Source organism: Azospirillum oleiclasticum (assembly GCF_013423485.1).
GTDB classification, from domain to species: domain Bacteria; phylum Pseudomonadota; class Alphaproteobacteria; order Azospirillales; family Azospirillaceae; genus Azospirillum; species Azospirillum oleiclasticum.
This window is the reverse complement of the sequence record NZ_JABFFR010000040.1, coordinates 12944-30586: the sequence shown is the minus strand read 5'-3', so window position 1 is coordinate 30586 and position 17643 is coordinate 12944. Positions and strand designations below refer to the sequence as shown.

The 17643-nt window shown below is 72.5% G+C and carries 18 protein-coding genes; 2 read left to right on the top strand and 16 right to left on the bottom strand.

Features of this window, described 5'->3' with window-relative positions:
• Positions 1-31: 31 nt before the first annotated feature.
• Positions 32-1108, top strand: a complete 1077-nt coding sequence (locus HL658_RS30165) for an alpha-hydroxy acid oxidase (RefSeq protein ID WP_180286205.1) — start codon at positions 32-34, stop codon at positions 1106-1108.
• Positions 1109-1112: 4 nt separating this feature from the next.
• Here the strand turns inward: HL658_RS30165 and HL658_RS30160 are convergent, their stop codons facing one another.
• Genes HL658_RS30160 through HL658_RS30120 form a run of 9 tightly spaced genes read right to left on the bottom strand, consistent with a single transcriptional unit; the run spans position 1113 to position 10758 of the window.
• Positions 1113-1352, bottom strand: coding sequence for a hypothetical protein (locus HL658_RS30160; RefSeq protein WP_180286206.1), 240 nt, complete (start codon positions 1350-1352; stop codon positions 1113-1115).
• On the bottom strand, positions 1352-3577 hold the full coding sequence (locus tag HL658_RS30155; RefSeq protein WP_180286207.1) for a chemotaxis protein CheA: 2226 nt from the start codon (positions 3575-3577) through the stop codon (positions 1352-1354). The genes HL658_RS30160 and HL658_RS30155 overlap by 1 nt, the downstream gene beginning before the upstream one ends.
• Positions 3574-4002: a response regulator gene (locus tag HL658_RS30150; protein ID WP_180286208.1), complete on the bottom strand. Its 429-nt coding sequence runs from the start codon at positions 4000-4002 to the stop codon at positions 3574-3576. The genes HL658_RS30155 and HL658_RS30150 overlap by 4 nt, the downstream gene beginning before the upstream one ends.
• On the bottom strand, positions 3999-4871 hold the full coding sequence (locus HL658_RS30145; protein WP_180286209.1) for a CheR family methyltransferase: 873 nt from the start codon (positions 4869-4871) through the stop codon (positions 3999-4001). The genes HL658_RS30150 and HL658_RS30145 overlap by 4 nt, the downstream gene beginning before the upstream one ends.
• Positions 4872-4890: 19 nt before the next feature.
• Complete coding sequence (locus HL658_RS30140; protein WP_180286210.1) at positions 4891-5517, bottom strand: HEAT repeat domain-containing protein; 627 nt, start codon at positions 5515-5517, stop codon at positions 4891-4893.
• Positions 5517-6623, bottom strand: coding sequence for a chemotaxis-specific protein-glutamate methyltransferase CheB (gene cheB, locus HL658_RS30135; protein WP_180286211.1), 1107 nt, complete (start codon positions 6621-6623; stop codon positions 5517-5519). The genes HL658_RS30140 and cheB overlap by 1 nt, the downstream gene beginning before the upstream one ends.
• Positions 6620-8233: a chemotaxis protein CheW gene (locus HL658_RS30130; protein WP_180286212.1), complete on the bottom strand. Its 1614-nt coding sequence runs from the start codon at positions 8231-8233 to the stop codon at positions 6620-6622. Before HL658_RS30130 ends, cheB begins: the two co-directional genes overlap by 4 nt.
• Before the next feature lie 21 nt (positions 8234-8254).
• Entirely contained in the window at positions 8255-10180 is a 1926-nt protein-coding gene (locus HL658_RS30125) for a methyl-accepting chemotaxis protein (RefSeq protein ID WP_180286213.1), read from the bottom strand.
• 47 nt (positions 10181-10227) lie between these two features.
• A complete protein-coding gene (locus tag HL658_RS30120; RefSeq protein WP_246338049.1) occupies positions 10228-10758 on the bottom strand; it encodes a response regulator transcription factor in 531 nt (176 codons plus the stop codon).
• Positions 10759-10913: 155 nt separating this feature from the next.
• Here HL658_RS30120 and HL658_RS37890 point away from each other — a divergent pair, with 155 nt between their 5' ends.
• The gene (locus tag HL658_RS37890; RefSeq protein WP_281378909.1) at positions 10914-11042 is read left to right on the top strand and encodes a hypothetical protein; all 129 of its coding nucleotides are present in this window, start codon (positions 10914-10916) and stop codon (positions 11040-11042) included.
• 22 nt (positions 11043-11064) lie between these two features.
• Here HL658_RS37890 and HL658_RS30115 read toward each other — a convergent pair whose 3' ends face one another.
• From HL658_RS30115 to HL658_RS30085, 7 genes are read right to left on the bottom strand one after another with little or no spacing between them, the layout of a single operon-like run.
• Positions 11065-11559 (bottom strand): gluconokinase, encoded by a 495-nt coding sequence (locus HL658_RS30115; RefSeq protein ID WP_180286214.1) that lies wholly within the window; start codon positions 11557-11559, stop codon positions 11065-11067.
• Complete coding sequence (gndA, locus tag HL658_RS30110; protein ID WP_180286215.1) at positions 11556-12965, bottom strand: NADP-dependent phosphogluconate dehydrogenase; 1410 nt, start codon at positions 12963-12965, stop codon at positions 11556-11558. Before gndA ends, HL658_RS30115 begins: the two co-directional genes overlap by 4 nt.
• A complete protein-coding gene (locus tag HL658_RS30105; protein ID WP_180286216.1) occupies positions 12962-13588 on the bottom strand; it encodes a 2-dehydro-3-deoxy-6-phosphogalactonate aldolase in 627 nt (208 codons plus the stop codon). Before HL658_RS30105 ends, gndA begins: the two co-directional genes overlap by 4 nt.
• Before the next feature lie 11 nt (positions 13589-13599).
• Positions 13600-14514: a 2-dehydro-3-deoxygalactonokinase gene (locus HL658_RS30100; RefSeq protein WP_180286217.1), complete on the bottom strand. Its 915-nt coding sequence runs from the start codon at positions 14512-14514 to the stop codon at positions 13600-13602.
• Positions 14508-15656, bottom strand: coding sequence for a galactonate dehydratase (dgoD, locus tag HL658_RS30095; RefSeq protein WP_180286218.1), 1149 nt, complete (start codon positions 15654-15656; stop codon positions 14508-14510). The genes HL658_RS30100 and dgoD overlap by 7 nt, the downstream gene beginning before the upstream one ends.
• 10 nt (positions 15657-15666) lie before the next feature.
• Complete coding sequence (locus HL658_RS30090) at positions 15667-16992, bottom strand: TRAP transporter large permease (RefSeq protein WP_180286219.1); 1326 nt, start codon at positions 16990-16992, stop codon at positions 15667-15669.
• Position 16993: 1 nt separating this feature from the next.
• Positions 16994-17602: a TRAP transporter small permease subunit gene (locus tag HL658_RS30085; protein WP_180286220.1), complete on the bottom strand. Its 609-nt coding sequence runs from the start codon at positions 17600-17602 to the stop codon at positions 16994-16996.
• Between the last annotated feature and the right edge of the window lie 41 nt (positions 17603-17643).

The window sequence follows — 17643 nt, the reverse complement described above, 5'->3', positions numbered from 1 at the left end:
GCGAGGCGTTCGCAATCAACGGGTCCTTCCCATGATCCCCGCCGACATCGTCGCGCTCACCGACTACGAACCGCAAGCCCGCCGCCGCATGGGGGAGAATGCCTGGGCCTACATCGCGGGCGGGGCGGCGGACGAGCTGACGCTGCGCTGGAACACGGAGGCGTACGCGCGCCTGCGCCTGAACGGGCAGGCCCTGCCCGACGTGCGCGACGTGGACACGCGCGTCACCCTGTTCGGGCAGGACTTCGAGCACCCCATCCTGCTGGCACCCGTCGCCTACCAGACGCTGGTCCACCCGGAGGGGGAAAAGGCGACGGCGCTGGGGGCGGCGGCGATGGGGGCCGGCATGGTGGTCAGCACCCAGGCCGGCGTGGCGCTGGAGGAGGTGGCGGCGCAGCTGGGGGCCAGGCTGTGGTTCCAGCTCTACGTGAACCCCGACCGCGGCTACACCGGGGATTTGGTCCGCCGGGCGGAGGCGGCCGGCTACCGCGCTCTGGTGATCACCGTGGACGCGCCGGTCAGCCTGCGCAACCGCGAGCAGCGTGCGGGATTCCGCCTGCCACCGGGCGTCGAGGCGGTCAACCTGCGCGGCCAGCCCGCACCGCCGCCGCCGCCGACGACGGGGGATGAGCGCGACGCGCTCCGCGCGCTGCTCGCCGGCGCGGCCGGCTGGGCGGACATCGACTGGCTGCGCTCCGTCACCAGCCTGCCGATCCTGCTGAAAGGCATCATGACCGCCGGGGACGCGGAGCGGGCGATCGCCCATGGCGCCGACGGCATCGTCGTGTCCAACCATGGCGGCCGTGTGCTCGACACGCTGCCTGCGACCATCGAGGCGCTGCCCGTCATCGCCGGGCGGGTCGGCGGACGGGTGCCGCTGCTGGTGGATGGCGGCATCCGGCGTGGCACCGACGTGGTGAAGGCGCTGGCGCTCGGCGCGTCCGCGGTGCTGATCGGTCGGCCGTACGTGTACGCGCTGGCCGTGGGCGGTGCGGTGGGCGTGGCGCACGCGCTGAAGATCCTGCGCACCGAGCTGGAGGTCGCAATGGTGCTGACCGGCTGCGCGTCGCTGGCCGCCATCGACCGGCGGGTGCTGTGGGCGGGGTGACGGGTCACCGACCCGTGGGCAGCAACGGCGCCACCCAGCGCGCCAGGAACGGGTCGGCGGGTGGGGCATCCAGCCGCACGCCGCCCGCCAGCAGAAGCTGCAGCAGGGCCGTGTGCAGGCCGGTGCAGGCGGACAGGTCGGCGGCGGCGGGGCCGGTCTCCAGCCATTCGGCGAGCGTCATCGCCTCCTCCAGCGTGCAGTCGCCGTCGAACACCGCCTTGCGCTCCTCGAAGCGGATGGGCATCACAGCAGCTCCCTCGGGTCGAGCACGAGCAGCAGCCGCCCGTCGGCCAGCACGGCGGTGCCGCGGTAGGCGCGCAGGCGGCTGAGGACTCCGGCCATCGGGCGCACGATCACGTCCGCCCGCTCGCGCACGCGGTCGACCGCCAAGGCGGCGGCCTGCCCGCCGATGTCGAGCACGGCAACCGCCGCCGCATCGCCACGGCCGAGGTGAGCGCTGTCGTCCATCCCCAGCAGGCGCCGCAGGCGGAACAGCGGCACGACGGCGCCGCGGAACAGGATGCTTTCGGCGTGCTTCACACGCCGTATGTCCGCGGCGGGAACGCGCGACATGCCGGTCACCGACGCCACGGGCAGGCCGTAGAGCTGGTCCGCCGCCTCCACCACCAGCACCCGCGTCACCATGGTGGTCAGCGGCAGCAGCAGCCTGACGGTGGTGCCGTGTCCGGGGGCGGAGTCGATCTCCACCCGCCCGCCGGCGGCGTGGACGGCGGACGCCACCGCGTCCATCCCGACGCCGCGCCCCGACAGGTCCGACACGTCGGCCGCGGTGCTCAGCCCTGGCAGGAAGACCAGCCGCAGCGCCTCGGCGTCCGTCATCGCGGCGACCGCGCCGGCCTCCGCCAGCCCGCGCTCGACCGCCTTGCGGCGCAGCGCCGCCGGGTCGATGCCGGCACCGTCGTCGCTGACGCTCACGACGATTCCGTCGCGCTCCTGCCGGGCGCTGACGCCGATGGTGCCGGTTTCCGGCTTGCCCAGGCCGCGGCGGCGTTCCGGATCCTCGATGCCGTGGTCCAGCGCGTTGCGCACGAGGTGGAGCAGCGGCTCGCCCAGCGTGTCGAGCACATCCTTGTCGGCTTCCGTTTCCGACCCGTCCAGACGAAGCTCGACCTGTTTGCCAAGCCGGCGCGACGCTTCCCGGATCAGCCGGGGCAGCGGCTCGAAGATGCGCGCGAGCGGCACGAGGCGCAGGGTCAACACCGCGTGCTGGAGTTCGGCGGTGACCGCGTCCAGACGGGCCGCCGTCTCCTTGATGCCGTGGGCAAGCGCGCCGCCGTCACCCGTGCCGCCGACACCCAGGTTGCCGTCGCCCGCGTCGCGGGCGAGCCGGGGCAGGGCGCCCTTGACCGTGACCAGCTCGCCCAGCAGGGCCATCAGCCGGTCGATCCGTTCCGGTTCCACCCGCAACGTGCGGCGTTGTGTTCGCGCCGCCGCCGGCGGGGACCCCTCGTCGGGGCCGGGCCGGAGCGGTGCGGCGTCGGCGTACGCCATGAAGCGCGCGGCCAGGGCGTCGGCCGGCTCGGCGTCGGCGGCCTCCAGCGCCTTCCTCTCGGCATGTCGCCCCAGAGCCGCAAGGATGGCCCCAGCCGCCCGCAAGGCCGCCGCCCGGCGCGCCGCCACCTCCTCCGCATCGCCGTCCAGCGTGAGGATGCGCGCCTGCTCGCGCAGCATGGCGCGGGCGAGGCGGACGGCCGGAGGCCCGTCGGCATCGGGTGCTTCGGGCAGACGTACGGTGATGATCCGGACATCGTTGGGGGCACTGCGGAACACCGCCCGCACGGCATCGGCACCCGCGGCGCTGAGCGCCCGGAAGCGCAGAACGCAGCGGTAGGGATCGATCTCAGCCACCGGCGGCCATGGGCCGGCGGGCTCGATGCGCAGCAGCCGCAGCTCCGGGATGGACCGGCAGAGCTCCAGCGGGTCGTCGCCGTTGAAGAAGCAGTCCGGATCGGGATCGTAGGTCACGGCGGTCAGAGTGGCACCGCCCAACGACCGCCGCTCCTCCGCCGACAGCTCCCGCAGCCAGTCGATGTCAGGCAGCCCGGTGCCGGCCATGTCCGCATCGCCCGCGGCATGCCCGCGCAGATCCGCGGCGAGCGTCCGGGATGTGTCGGCGGCATCGGCGGGCAGGCGACCGGCCGCCTCCAGCGCGTTCATCCAGCGGGCGCATTGAGCGGTGACGGCCAGAAGGCGGTCGGCAAGGTCGGACGTGGCCGGCGTACGGCCGGCGCGCACGGCGTCCAGCACATCCTCGCCCGCGTGCACCAGCGCGGTGAAGGCCGGCAGGTCGAACAGGGCCGAGCCGCCCTTCAGCGTGTGGAAGGCGCGGAACAGCTCGTTCACCGCGCCGGAATCGGCGGGGTCGCGCTCCAGCCGCAGCAGGCTGTCGTCGGCCACGGCCAGCAGGTCGCGCCCTTCGGTCAGGAACTGGCCGAGCAGTGCGTTCATGGCCGCGCCTCCGCCCCCCCGTCGAGCGGACGCCCGGTCAGCAGCCGGGCGGCGGCCACGAGATCGTCGGGCCGGACCGGCTTCACGAAGTACCAGTTGGCACCGGCTTCCAGCGCCCGCTCACGGTCGGCGGGCTTTTCCTCCGTGCTGATCATGACGGCGGGCACGGCGGCCAGTGACGGTTCCCGCCGCAGCCGCCGGAGCATCGCGTAGCCGTCCATCTTCTGCATGTTGATGTCGACGATGAGCAGGTCGGGCGGTTGCGCCAGCGCACGCTCCAGCCCTTCCATACCGTTGACCGCCTCCTCAACGGCGAAGCCGTCCGCCGTCAGCACGCTGCGGGTGTACGCGCGCACGGTCGCCGCATCATCGACGACCAGGACACGGACGGCGGTACGGGCTGCGGAGGGTTCGGGCTGGCTCATGCCCCGGCTCCTTCGGCTGGCTTCTGGTAGAGGATCGCGTCCGGAAAGCGCCGCGGCACGAAGAGGGAGGACATGCGGCTCATGCTCTCCGAATGGCCGAGCGCCACGAAACCGCCGGGCGACAGCGCCTCGTGGAACATGGCCGCGGCGTTGCGGCGGCCCAGATCGTCGAAATAGATCAGCAGGTTGCGGCAGAACACCACGTCGATGCCGGTGAAGCGCCGGACCTGCGCGGGATCGACGATGTTGACCAGCGAGAAGTCCACCGATTCCCGCAGCTCGTCGATGATCCGCCAGCTTCCCGGAGCCACCGGGCGGAAATAGCGCTCCACCAGCTCCGCCGGCAGCGCCTGGAGCGAGCGCTCGCCATACACCCCTTCCCGCGCGCGGTCGAGCGCCATGGAGTCGATGTCCGACGCGTACAGCTCGATCTGGAACTCGTCCACCCGCGGCCAGCGTTCCAGCAGCGTGATGGCGATGGAGTAGGGCTCCTCCCCCGTGGCGCAGCCAGCGGACCAGAGGCGGACGCGCTCGCCCGGCCGGCGGTGGCGCACCACCTCGTCCAGCATCCCGTTGACGAGGCAGTCGAGCTGGTACTTCTCGCGGAAGAAATAGGTCTCGTTGACCGTCATCAGGTTGACGAGGAGCTGCATCTCCGCACCCGAAGCCTGGAACCGCAGCAGGTTCAGGTAATCGCGCACCGACGGCATGCGGGTGGCCTCCACCCGCTCGGCCAAGCGACGCTGGACGTAGTAGCGCTTGGCCTCGGTGAAGGACAGCCCGGTACGCTCCCGCAGCAGGTCGCAGAGCGTCCGATAGTCGGCCGGCGAAACGGCGCCATCGGTCGGCTCTTCGGAAGGTGGCGCCATGAGGATCGGTCCTCGGCTTTCACGAGGCGCCGCGGAAGCGGCGTCGGGCCGCATCGACGGTGTAGGCGACGCACGGATCGTCCGGGAAACGCGCGGCGAAGGCTTCGAGCGCCGGCAGCGCCGCGGGGTCGCCCAGCTCGGCCACCGCCTCGGCGGCGGTCAGGCCGACATTGACATGCGGGTCGCGTTCAAGCGCCTGGTGCAGCCGGGCCGAGCGTTCCGCCGGACCCAGCCGGGCCGCGAGCAACACGGCGAAGATCCGCAGGTCCGAATCGTCACTGCCGGCCAGCGCGTCCATCTGCGGCTCGACCGCGTCCACCGGCATCTGCTGAAGGCTCTCCAGCGCCCCGTTGCGCAGCCCCGCGTCCTCGCTCGCCAGCATCGGCGCCAAGCCCGCGGCGGCCTCCGGGCTGCCGATGCGCACCAGGGCGGTCAGCAGCGCCTCGCGCACGGCGGGGTCCGGCTCGCGCGGCAGGCGCGCGGCCAGGGTGGCGGCGGCGTCCGGCCGGTCGCCCAACGCCTGCGCGGCGTGGCGGCGATGGCCGGCGTCCGCGTGCTCCAGCAGGGCGGTCCAATCCTCCGGGGCCGCCGCACCGGTCGGGGCGGTGCCCAGCGTACCCTTCGATCCGGCCTTCACCAGCCCCATCAGTCCCTCCTGCGCGTCACGCGCCGCGTCCCGGGGTCGACATCGGCCCAGTCCGCCAGCCGTGCCGCGATGCGGTCGGCGGGAAGCACGGCGCTGGCGCCCTGCCGTTCGATCAGCGCGCGCGGCATGCCGAACACCACGGCGCTGTCCTCGGACTCCGCGATGGTGCGGCCGCCAGCCTGCTTCAGGTCCGCCATGGCGCGCGCGCCGTCGTCGCCCATGCCGGTCAGCAGCACCCCGACCAGCCGCGCCGCCGGCAGGGCGCGGAGCGCGCTGTCGACCAGCCGGTCGACGTTCGGATGCCAGGTTCCCTCCGCACGCGCCGGCACCGGGGTGACGACGACGCGACCGCCGCGCCGGACGATCTCCACATCGGCCCCGCCGCGGGCGATGTGGACGGTCCCCGGTTGCAGCTGTGCCGGGTGCAGCGCCTCCACCACCGTCAGCGGCGCGATGCTGTCGAGCCGGCGTGCGAGCGAGCCGGTGAAGGTGGCCGGCATGTGCTGGGCGACGACCACCGGCCAAGGGAAGTCCGCGGGCAGGCCGGCCAGCAGCTCCTCCAACGTGCCGGGGCCACCGGTGGACACGCCGACCAGCACCAGCCCCGGCGGCCCGTCAGCCTTGGCTGCAGCGCTCGTCCCGGCCGGCTCGGCCAGGAAGTCGGTGCCGACGATGCGCGAGCGCACATGCCGCAGCCGCTGGCTGAGGTTGCGGGTGCGGCGCAGCCGTGCCGCCGCGGCGGCGCGCACGGTCTCCACCAGCTCGTCGGCGATGGCGCCGGGACCGCCGGTGGTCGGCTTCTGCACCGCCTCCACCGCACCCAGCCGCAGCGCCTCCAGCGTCACGTCCGCACCCTCGGCGGTCAGGGCGGAGACCATGACCACGGGGGTCGGGCGCTCCACCATGATGCGGTCAAGGCAGGCCAGCCCGTCCATGCCGGGCATGGTGATGTCCAGAGTCACAACGTCCGGCCGCTCGGCGCCCAGCCGCTCCAGCGCGTCCGCACCATTCACGGCGGTGACCACGGTGAAGCCGGCGCCGGTCAGGATGTCGGCGATGCGCCGCCGCATCAGGGCGGAATCATCGACCACCAGCACCTTGATCATGCGGCGCCCGCGGCCTCCGGCTCGGCCCCCGGATCAAGATCAAGATCGGGATCGGGCGTCGCCGCCGCCAGCGCCGCCAGCCCGTCAAGGTCCAGCAGCTGGGCCGTGTCGAGCAGCAGCACCGTGCGCTGCCGCCCGTCGAGCGCCGCGACCCGCCCGATCAGCCGCGCCTGCGCCGACGACAGGACCGGGGCCGGCTCGATGGCCGCGGCGGGAATGCGCAGGATGCCGGCGATACCGTCCACCAAAAGGCCGATCCGCGCGTCCCCCATCGCCACCGTGACGATCCGCGGCCGGTCGCCGGTGGTCCCGCCGGACAGCCGCAGCAGCCGCCGTGGCGAGACGACGGGCAGCACGGACCCCCGTATGGTCATGATGCCGTCCACGAAGTACGGCGCGCCCGGCAGCGGCGTCAGCGACGCCGGTGGGCGCAGGACCTCCTGCACCGTTCCGATGGGAAGCGCGTAGTCCGCCCCGGCCATGTGGACGACGAGGTGGGTTTCCGCCGCCGCGTCGGTGCGCGCGCCGCCGTCGGTCATGGCGTCCTCCTCCGCATCACCGGCACCGGCGAGCACGGCGCCGTGGCGGAACAGGCGTTCGGCCGACAGGACCGAGACCAGCCGCCGGCCACCGTCCAGCCGGGCGATGCCGTCCAGGTCCTCGAAGGCGGTGTCGCGGGCCAGCAGCGGCGGCACCGGGCCGATCAGCCCGGACTCCACCCGCAGGATCTCCCGCACCGCATCGACCACCACCCCGACGGGGGCGGCACCGTCGGTCGCGCGCACCACCACGACCCGTGACCGTCGCTGTGCGTTGCCGTCGTCGAGCGCGAACAGCTCGCGCAGGCCAACCAGCGGCAACAGGCCGCCGCGCAGCGTGGCGACCCCCAGCAGGTGCGGCTTGGCGCGCGGCACCCGCGTCACCGACTGGGCGAGCGGCACCACCTCCCGCACCCGCTCGACGGGAAGCGCGAACTCCTGCCCGGCGACTTCGAAACAGACGAGGCGTCTCAGGTCGGACCCGGTCGCCGGGAGAGCGGCCTGGATGGCGGTGGCGGCACCGGTGACCACGGCGGCGGGTGCCGCGCGGCCGAGGTCGCGGAAGTCGCGTTCGATGGCCGCCGCCGTGTCCAGCACCGGCACCGCCGCGGTGCCATCCCCCGGCTCCAAGATGCCGAGGAGCAGGGCCGGATCCACCTCGGGCGTGTCGTCGTCCGAGTCCCGACCCGAGTCCCCGATTGCGACGATCGGCGTCAGCCGGCCGGGCGGCGCGTCGATCGTGCCGGCCAGCCCATCGACCGCCAACGCCACGGGTTGTCCCAGATGCCGGACGATCACCAGCCGTGCCGCCGGGGCGTCATCGGTGCCGGGCAGCCCCAGCAGGTGCGCCAGCCCGATCACCGGCAGCGCTACGCCTCGGCGCCGCGCCAGTCCCAGAAGGCTGGGCGGGGCCAGGGGCACCGGCACCAGCTCGGGCGGGCGGACGATTTCGGCGACCTCGGCCATCGGCACGGCCAGCCGCAGCCCGGCGGCTCGGACGGTGACGAAGCGGCTGGTGACGAAGCGGCCGGGGGCGGCCGGATCGGCGATCGGCGTGGGGGCGGGCTCCATCGGCGTCTCCCGGCCCGCCGGTCAGGCGGCTTCCTGCAGCTCGTCGGCCATCGCGGCGATCTCCTCGATGGCGATGGCCAGCTCCTCGGCGCCCTTCGCCTGCTCGCGCGCAGCGGTGGCCGCTTCCGCCGACGCCCGGCTGGCCTGGGTGGCGGATGCGGCGATCTGCTCGACGCTGGTCTGCGTCTCCCGCACCGACCGCAGCACGTCCTGGGCGCCATCGACGATGGCCTGGCTGCCACTGATCACGTGGCGCAGATCGGCGTCGGCGGCCCGGATCTGCGCGCGCACCTCGTGACAGCGGGCTCCGTCCTGAGCCGAGCCCGCACCGATCTCCTCCAGGTCGCGGCGCACGCGGCCGACCTGGTCCTGGATGGCACGCACGATGTCCTTCACGCGGTCGGCGTTCTCCGACGCGTCGCGGGCGAGGTTGCGGATGTCGGTGCTGACGACCGTGAAGCCGTGCCCGAACTCGCCCGCACGCGCCGCCTCGATGGAGCCGCTGACCGCCAGCATGCCGGTCTGGATGGAGATCACGGTGATGGTGTCCACCACCTTCTCGATCCGGCGGCCGACCTGCTCCAGCGCGGTGATCTGGTCCAGGTTGCGGCGCGTGCCGTCCATATTGCGGTTCAGCCCCGCTTCCAGCGTCCCGACCATCCCGTCGGTCTCGCCGAGCAATCGGCTCATGGTGGCGCAGCGGTCCATGGCGCTCTCGGCGCGGGCCACGCTCAAGGTGGCGCTGGCCTCGATCTGGGTCACCGCGCCGGCGGACTGCTGGGTCGCGGCCATCTGGGTTTCCGCCCCGCGCGCGATCTGGCCGATGGCGCTCATGATCTCGGCCGCGCCGCGGTTGATCTCCTCGATGGCGGCGGACAACTGCTCGGCGGCCGACGCCACCTCGGCGGCGGCGTCGGCGGCGCTGCCGCCGTCGTCGATGTCGTCGGCCATGCGGGCCAGCGCCGCCGCGGACTGCTCGCACTGGGCGAGTGCCTGGGCCTGCTGCCCGACCGTCTTCAGCGCCTGTTCGCTGGCCGCGGACTGCTCCTCCGCGGCGGCGGCGATCGATTCGGCGCCGCGCTGCGCCTCGCGGGCGGCCTGGTCGGCTTCCGCCGCGGCGCGGATGGTGTCCTGGGCGCCCCGGGTGATGTCGGCCATGTCGGTGCTGAGCCGGTCGAGCAGCGCCCCGATGCCGCGGCCCCGTTCCACGTCGGCCTTCGCCGCCCCGGCGGCGGCCACGATGTCCTCGACGATGCCGTGGCCGATCTCCTGGATGCGGCCGACCATCCCCTGGATCTCGTGCGTCGAGCGCTCGGACCGGTCGGCCAGCGCCTGCACCTCGTCGGCGACCACGGCGAAGCCCTTCCCGGCCTCGCCGGCACGGGCCGCCTCGATCGCGGCGTTGAGCGCCAGCAGATTGGTCTGATCGGCGATGCCCGCCACGTCCTGGACGATGCGGCCGATGTCGGCGACGTGGCGCTCCAGGTCGCGCACCAGCGCAACGGCGGCATCCTGCCGTTCGGAAGCGCGGTTGATGCCCTCGACCGCCGTGACGATGCGGGCCCCGACGTCCTTCACCACGGCCTGCAACGCGTCGATCCGGGTGACGGAGGCCTGGGCGGAGTCGCGGGCCGCGTTGATCAGCGTCGTGGCGCGGCGGATCATCCGGTCCGACTGCTGGGTCGCGGCCGCCGCCTCTTCCGCGCCGGCGGCGATGATCTCCATCGACTTGCGCAGGGAGGTGGCGGCGGCCGCCGCCTCCGCCACGCCACCGGCCAACTCGCCCGCGGCCGCGGCGATCCGTTCCGCCGCCTTGCGCCGGCGGCCATGGTTGCGGGCACGGCGCCGCGCGGCGCCCGAGGGCGGCGGCGGAGCCGCCGGTTCCGCCGGAGGGGCGGCGGTCGAGGCCGTGGCCGTGTCGATGCGTGTCTTCTTCACCAGCGCCATCGCGGCCCCCTCTGTCCTGGTTGTCCCTTGCCTGCGCCGCGATGGCGTCAGGGTGCCGTGCGCCGGCGCTTCGGCAGGTTGGTGGAGGCGAGGAAGCGCATGACCTGTTGCTCGTCGAGCGGCTTCGGCATGAAGGCGGCGCCCAGCGCGCGGATGCCGGCGACGACGGAGTCCTGGCCATTGGCGGTGATGATCGCCAGGTCGATCTCCGGCCGCTCGGCGCGCAGGCGGGTCGCCGCTTCGATCCCGTTGGCGCCTGGCATGTTGAAATCGATTATGGCAATCTGTATATCACTTTCGGCTAGACGTGCAAAAAGTTCGTCACTGTTGCCGGCCTCGATCACCGTCCAATCCGGTTGACTGCGAAGAATCATCCCACGGACATGCATGCGTGACAGCCGGCTGTCATCGACGACGATTACGGTCTTGCTCACTATCGGATGCTCCGGGAACGGTTCCCTGCCAGAATTAGGGGCGATCATAACAACCGGTTCTTGCGGATTCCAGCGATCTTTGCCTCTTACCTTCGCAAGGGTGCGGTTCGTCGCGCCACGCTTGACCGCGCGCATCGATCGCATGATCATGCCACCGCCGCGGGTGACATCAGCGGCGGGTGGCTCCGGTGCGACGCATGAATGGTTGGTTGATCGCGGGAACGGTTGTGGCGTCGATCGGGCTTGTGCTTGTGCTGGCAGGCGGGAGCGGACCGCAACGCGCGGCCGGTCCCGGCGCGTTGACGACGCCGGCCGAGCCCGGCAGGACCACCGGCGCGAGAGCGGAGCGCGGCTGGGTCGAGTGGCTGGGGCTGGGGCTGACGGTCGGCGGCTTCGTGATGGGGATCGTCGGGCTGTTCCTCGGGTGACGAGACGAGCCGGGCCGGCACCCTAACGCACTGGCGCCAGACTGTGCAGGATCGTTTCCACCAGCCTGTCGGGCGGGGCGGTGATGTCGATGGTCACCGCGTCCGCAGGCGATTCCAGGGTCGCGATCTGGGTGGCGAGCAGCGAGGGGGGCATGAAATGGTCGCTGCGGGCCGCCATGCGTTCGGCGATCAGCGTCGGCTCGCCCGCCAGATGCACGATGTGCGCATCCCCGTCCTGACCGGCCAGCAACCGGTCCCGGTACACCTGCTTCAGGGCCGAGCAGGCGACCACGACCGTGCGCCCGCCCTCCCGCGCCTGCCGGATGCCGTCAGCCAGCGCGTCCAGCCAGGGCCAGCGGTCCTCGTCGGTCAACGCCACGCCGCCGGCCATCTTGGCGATGTTGGCGGGAGGATGGAACTCATCCGCCTCCAGGAAGGTCGCGTCCAGCCGTTCCGCGAGGCGCAGGCCGACGGTGCTCTTGCCGCTGCCGCTGACGCCCATCACCAGCACGATCATGACGCGGCCGTCCAGTCCGTGTGGAAGCTGCCCGGCCGGTCGGTGCGCCGGTAGCCGTGTGCGCCGAAGAAGTCGCGCTGCGCCTGGATCATGTCAGCCCACAGCCGCTCCGTCCGGTAGCCGTCCCAATAGGCGAGCGCCGAGGCCATCGCCGGCACGGGAACGCCGCCGGCCACCGCGGTGCCCACGGCGCGGCGCCAGCCGGACGTCGCCCCGTCCGCCAGCGCCGCGATGTCCGGGTCGAGCAGCAGGTTCGGCAGCTCAGGCGCGCGGCGGAGCGCCGTCAGGATGCGGCCGATCAGGCGGGCGCGGATGATGCAGCCGGCCCGCCAGACCGACGCCACGCCGGCCAGATCCATGTCCCAGCCGAAGGCCGTACGCGCCGCGTTCATCACCGCGAAGCCCTGCGCGTACACCGCGATGCGCCCGCCCAGCAGGGCGTCGCCCACCGCGCGTACGAAGTCCGGTCCGTCGGTTCCGGGCAGCGGTGCCGCAGGGCGCGGCATTGCGGCGCGCACGCGCTCTTCCTTCAGGGCGGACAGGCAGCGGGCGTGCACCGCCTCCGCGATAGTGGGGGCGGGCATGCCGAGATCCAGCGCGGTGTTGGACGCCCAGCCGCCGGTGCCCTTCTGCCCGGCCGCGTCGAGGATCACGTCCAGCATCGGTTGCCCGGTCTCGCCATCCTGGCGGCCGAGGATGGCGACGGTGATCTCGGTGAGGTAGGAGCCAAGCTCGCCCGCGTTCCAGGCGGCGAAGGCCTCGGCGATGCGCGGCAGGGGAAGGCCGGCGCCGTGGCGGAGCAGGTGGTACGCCTCGGCGATGAGCTGCATGTCGGCGTACTCGATGCCGTTGTGCAGCGTCTTCACGAAATGCCCGGCACCGTCGGGGCCGACGCGGGCGAAGCAGGCCTCACCCGCCTCCGTGCGCGCGGCGATGGCGGTCAGCATCGGCGCGATGCGCGCGGACGCCGCCGCGGTCGCCCCGGCCATCAGCGAGGGGCCGTGCCGCGCCCCCTCCTCGCCGCCCGACACGCCGAGCCCGACATAATCGATGCCGGTGCCCTGGAGTGCGGCGGCGCGGCGGCGGGTGTCCTGGAAGTGGGAGTTGCCGCCGTCGATCAGGATGTCGCCGGGGGCGAGCCGCGGCGCCAGCGCGGCGATCAACTCGTCCACCGCCGGTCCCGCCGGCACCATCATCAGGGCGGCCCGCGGCCCCTTCAGCGCCGGGGCGAGCGCATCCAGCGTGGCGCAGGGGACGGCGCGCGGAACCGCGTCGGCGAAGGCGGCGACGCGCCCGGCGTCGCGATCGAACCCGGCCACCGTGACGCCATGGTCGGCGAGGTTGGCGGCGAGGTTGCGCCCCATCACCCCCAGTCCGACCACGGCGATGTCGGCGACCGCGGTCATCGGCCGAGGTCCTTCCACGCGGTCATGTAGGCGGCGGCGCGGGTGCCGACCTCCTCCGGCGTCATCCCGTGCTTGTACAGCCCGCTGCCCAGCCCGAAGCCGGCGGCCCCGGCCTCCACATAGCCCGCCATGGTCTCCGGCGCGACGCCGCCCACCGGAAGCAGCCGCGTGCCCGCCGGCAGCACCGCGAGCAGCGCCTTCACCACCTTGGGCGGGATCGCCTCCGCCGGGAACAGCTTCAGGGCGTCGGCACCGGCGGCGAGTGCCGCGAAGGCCTCCGTCGGGGTGGCGACGCCGGGCACGCAGGTCAGCTCGGCGGTCTTGGCGGCCCGGATCACCGCGGTGTCGGCGTGCGGCGTGACGATCAGCCGGCCGCCGGCGGACGACACCTCGCGCACGTCGTCGGCGCTCATCACCGTGCCGGCGCCGACGATGGCGCGTCCGGCCAGCGCGTCGGCCAGGGCGGCGATGCTGTGCAACGGCTCCGGCGAGTTCAGCGGCACCTCGATGACGGTCATCCCGGCGTCCACCAGCGCCGTGCCGACGGCCACGGCCTCGTCCGGATGCAGGCCGCGCAGGATGGCGACCAGAGGGCAGCGGCGGAAGGCGGCGTCGAAGTCCATGGGCAGGGTCCTCAAACGGATGGGCGGAGCCGCTGCGCCAGCCGGTGCAGGCCGGCGGCGGCGGCGTCGGGCGGGGCGTCGGTGGCGGTGCGGCCGAAGGCGGCGAGCGCCCGCGCGTACAGCGCGCACAGGCGGGGCGACCCGACCAGCGTGACCGGGGCGTCGGCGGGAACGGACGCCAGCGCCGCCCCGACCTCGTGCCCGATCAGCAGGCCGGAGAGGTAGGAGGGCTGGGCGCCGGCCGCAAGCCCGCCGGTCAGGCCCAGCGTGCGCGTGCCGAACAGGTGGTGCAGCAACCCGCCGGGCTGCGCCGCGCGCGCCAGCCCCAGGTCGAAGGCGTCGGCGTCTTGCGGGGCGTCGGCGTCCATCAGGCGGCCGAGGATGCTGTGGCGGACCAGCAGCTCATAGACCTCGCCGGTCATGTGCGTCTGGAAGCGGGTGATGCGGCCGTCTTCGACGACCGCCCATTTGCCGTGCGTGCCGGGCAGGCCGTGCAGTCCCTCCGTCCCGCAGCCGAGAAGCTGCACCTCTTCCCCGCGCATCACGTCGGGTGGGGCGTCGCCGGCACCGGGATCGAGAAGGCCGGGGATGAAGGTGAGCGTACGCCCGTCGAGGTCCAGCCTGCGCACGGCGGCGGCGATCGCGTCGATGCCCGCCGGGCAGGGGCAATAGGGCACCTCGAGCCAGCCCTGCCGGCTGCCGATCATGCCGGAGAGCAGCACCGGCGCGTCCGGCTCCGCGTCCAGCCAGTCGCCGACGGTGGCGCGCAGCGTCCCGGCGAAGTCGCCGTCGGCGGCCTTCAGGATGCCGGCTGTCGATTCCCGACGGTCGAGCACGCGGCCATCGGCGGCGATGCGGTAGGCGCGCAGGTTGCTGGTGCCCCAGTCCAGCCCGATGCAGCCGACCGGGCCCCCCCCGCTCACCATTCCGCGACACTCCCGTCCGCGTGGCGCCACACCGGGCTGCGCCATTCATGGCCCTTTTTCGCCTGCTCCACCACGAACGCCTCGTTGACCTCCACCCCCAGGCCGGGGCCGGTGAGGACGGGCAGATAGCCGTTCTCGATCCGCAGCGGCGACGGATCGAGCAGATAGTCGAGCACGTCGTTCCCCTGGTTGTAGTGCATGCCCATGCTCTGTTCCTGGATGAAGGCGTTGTGGGCGACGGCGTCGAGCTGCAGCGAGGCGGCGAGACAGAGTGGCCCCAGCGGGCAGTGCGGGGCGACGGCCACGTCGTACGTTTCCGCCAGGATGGCGATCTTGCGCCCTTCCGTGATGCCGCCGCAATGGCTGAGGTCGGGCTGCACGATGTCCACGTAGCCCGCTTCCAGGATCGGGCGGAAGTCGGCGCGGGTGAACAGCCGTTCGCCGGTGGCGATGGGGAAACCGAGGTTGCCGGCGACGGAGCGCAGCGTGTGCAGGTGCTCGGGCAGCACCGGCTCCTCCACGAACATCGGGTGGAAGGGCTCCAGCTCGCGCAGCAGCACCTTCGCCATTGGCCGGTGGACACGGCCGTGGAAGTCGATGGCGATGCCGACGTCGGGGCCGACCGCCTGCCGCGCCTCGGCCACCCGGGCGACCGCCTCCTCCACCTTCCGGTGGCTGTCGACGATCGCCATTTCGGGCGTGCCGTTCATCTTGAAGGCGGTGAAGCCGTTCTCCACCACCGTCCTCGCCTTGGCGGCGATATCCGCCGGGCGGTCGCCGCCGATCCAGGCGTACATGCGCACGCGGTCGCGGCAGGCGCCGCCCAGCAGGTCCGACACCGGGACGCCCAGGTCGCGGCCCTTGATGTCCCAGAGCGCCTGGTCGATGCCGGCGATGGCGCTCATCAGGATCGGGCCGCCGCGGTAGAAGCCGCCGCGGTAGAGCGTCTGCCAGATGTCCTCGATCCGCCGCGGGTCGCGGCCGACGACATACTCCGCCAGCTCCTGCACGGCGGCCTCCACCGTGCGCGCTCGCCCCTCGATGACCGGCTCGCCCCAGCCGGCGACGCCCTCGTCCGTCTCGATCTTCAGGAACAGCCAGCGCGGCGGGACGAGGAAAGTCTTCAGTGCGGTGATCTTCATGTCATCCGTCCTAGCGCAGCGGCCACAGCGAGATCTCGGGCACGAACAGAAGCAGCATCAGCACGGCGATCTGGATGGCGATGAAGGGCAGCAGCGCCATGAAGATGTGCCGCAGCGTGATGTCCGGCGGCGCCACCCCCTTCAGGTAGAAGGCAGCGGGACCGAAGGGCGGGCTGAGGTAGGAGACCTGCATGCTGACGCAGAACAGGATGCCGAACCACACCGGGTCGTAGCCGAGCTGCTTGACGATCGGCACGAAGATGGGCAGGCACAGCATGGCGATGCCGATCCAGTCGAGGATGCAGCCGAGCACCAGGAAAATGGCCATCATCACCAGGATGATCACGGTCGGCGACGCGTCCAGGCCCAGGATGGTGCTGGAGACGAAGCGGTTGCCGCCCATCAGGTTGTAGACACCCACGATGATGGCCGCACCGATGCCGATCCAGATGATCATGCCGCAGGTGTCCAGCGTCTGCTGCACGCTCTCCTGCATCAGCCTGAACGAGAATTCGCCGCGGACGATGATGGCGAGCAGCACGCCGAACACGCCCATGGCCGCGGCCTCCGTCACCGAGGCGACGCCGCCGTAGATGCTGCCCAGCACCAGCCCGGCGATCAGCACCGGGAACACCACGCCCTTCAGCGCCGCGACCTTCTCCTTGAAACCTCCGGCCTCCTCCTTCGACAGCGGTGGACCCAGTTCGGGGTTCATCAGGCAGCGGCCGAGCACATACGCCACATACGCGCCCATCAGGATGGCGCCGGGGGTGAAGGCGGCCACGAACAGGTCGGCGATGGAGACGCTGGCGATCAGGCCATAGATGATCAGCACGATCGACGGCGGGATCATGGTGCCGAGCGAGCCGCCGGCGCACACCACGCCGATGGAGATGTCGCGGTCATAGCCCAGCCGCAGCATCTGCGGCAGCGCCAGCAGGCCCAGCAGCACGATCTCGCCGCCGATGATGCCGGACATGGTCGCCATCAGGAAGGCGACGACCAGCGTCTGCACCGCCACGCCGCCGGGCAACCGGCCGGCGAAGATGCGCATGGCGTTGAACAGGTCGCGCGCGATCCCGGAGCGGTCGAGAAGCGACGCCATGAACACGAACATCGGCACCGCGACCAGCGAATATTCGGTGATGAAGCCGTAGACACGGCTGATCACCAGCGGCAGCGCGTTCGGCCCGAACCAGCCGAAGGTCAGCGCCAGCGCCACCAGCCCGGTGACGAAGGCGAGCGGCAGGCCGGTCACCAGCAGAAGGAAGATGCCGCCGATCAGCAGCCAGGTGCCGCCCTCGATCCCGATGGCGCTCAGTCCCAGTCCTCCCATCTCAGCGTCCTCCGGACTTGGCCGGCTCGGCCGGGCGGTTGCGGATGGCGTGGATCAGGTGCAGCACGACCTGCACCGTCATCAGGGCCAGCGCGAACAGGATCAGCGCCTTGATGTAGGCGGGAAAGGCCGGGTTCCAGGAGGTGCCGGAGCGTTCGAGCTGCCATTCCCCGAGCGGGTTGTGGGAGGCTGTGTAGAACATCACCCAGGCCGCGTAGGTCATGCCGGTGGTGAAGAGCAGCGCCAGCACCCCGTTCAGGACATCGAGCCAGCGGCGCGCGCCGGGCGGCACCGCGTCGTAGAGGACGCGGACCCGGATGTGCTTGTCGCGCGCCAGCGCCGCCGGGCCGCCCAGCAGGAAAATGGCGGCGATCAGGAACACCGTCGTCTCGTGCACCCAGGAGGTCGGCGAGTTGAAGGCGTAGCGCATCACCACCTCGAACACGGTGATGACCATCGAGATGAAGACGAGCCACGCCACCACCTTGCTCGCCTGGGAAATGGCGCGGTCGAGGCCGGTGAGGGGCTGGCCGTTGGCGCTGTCGTCGTGCGGCAGGGGGGCGGTGCGCGGAGCGCCGCCCGCGCCGCCCGGGGGCGTTTCCGGAGTCATGGGAGGTGTCCTTTGGCGGGGCGGGACGTTGCTGCGATACG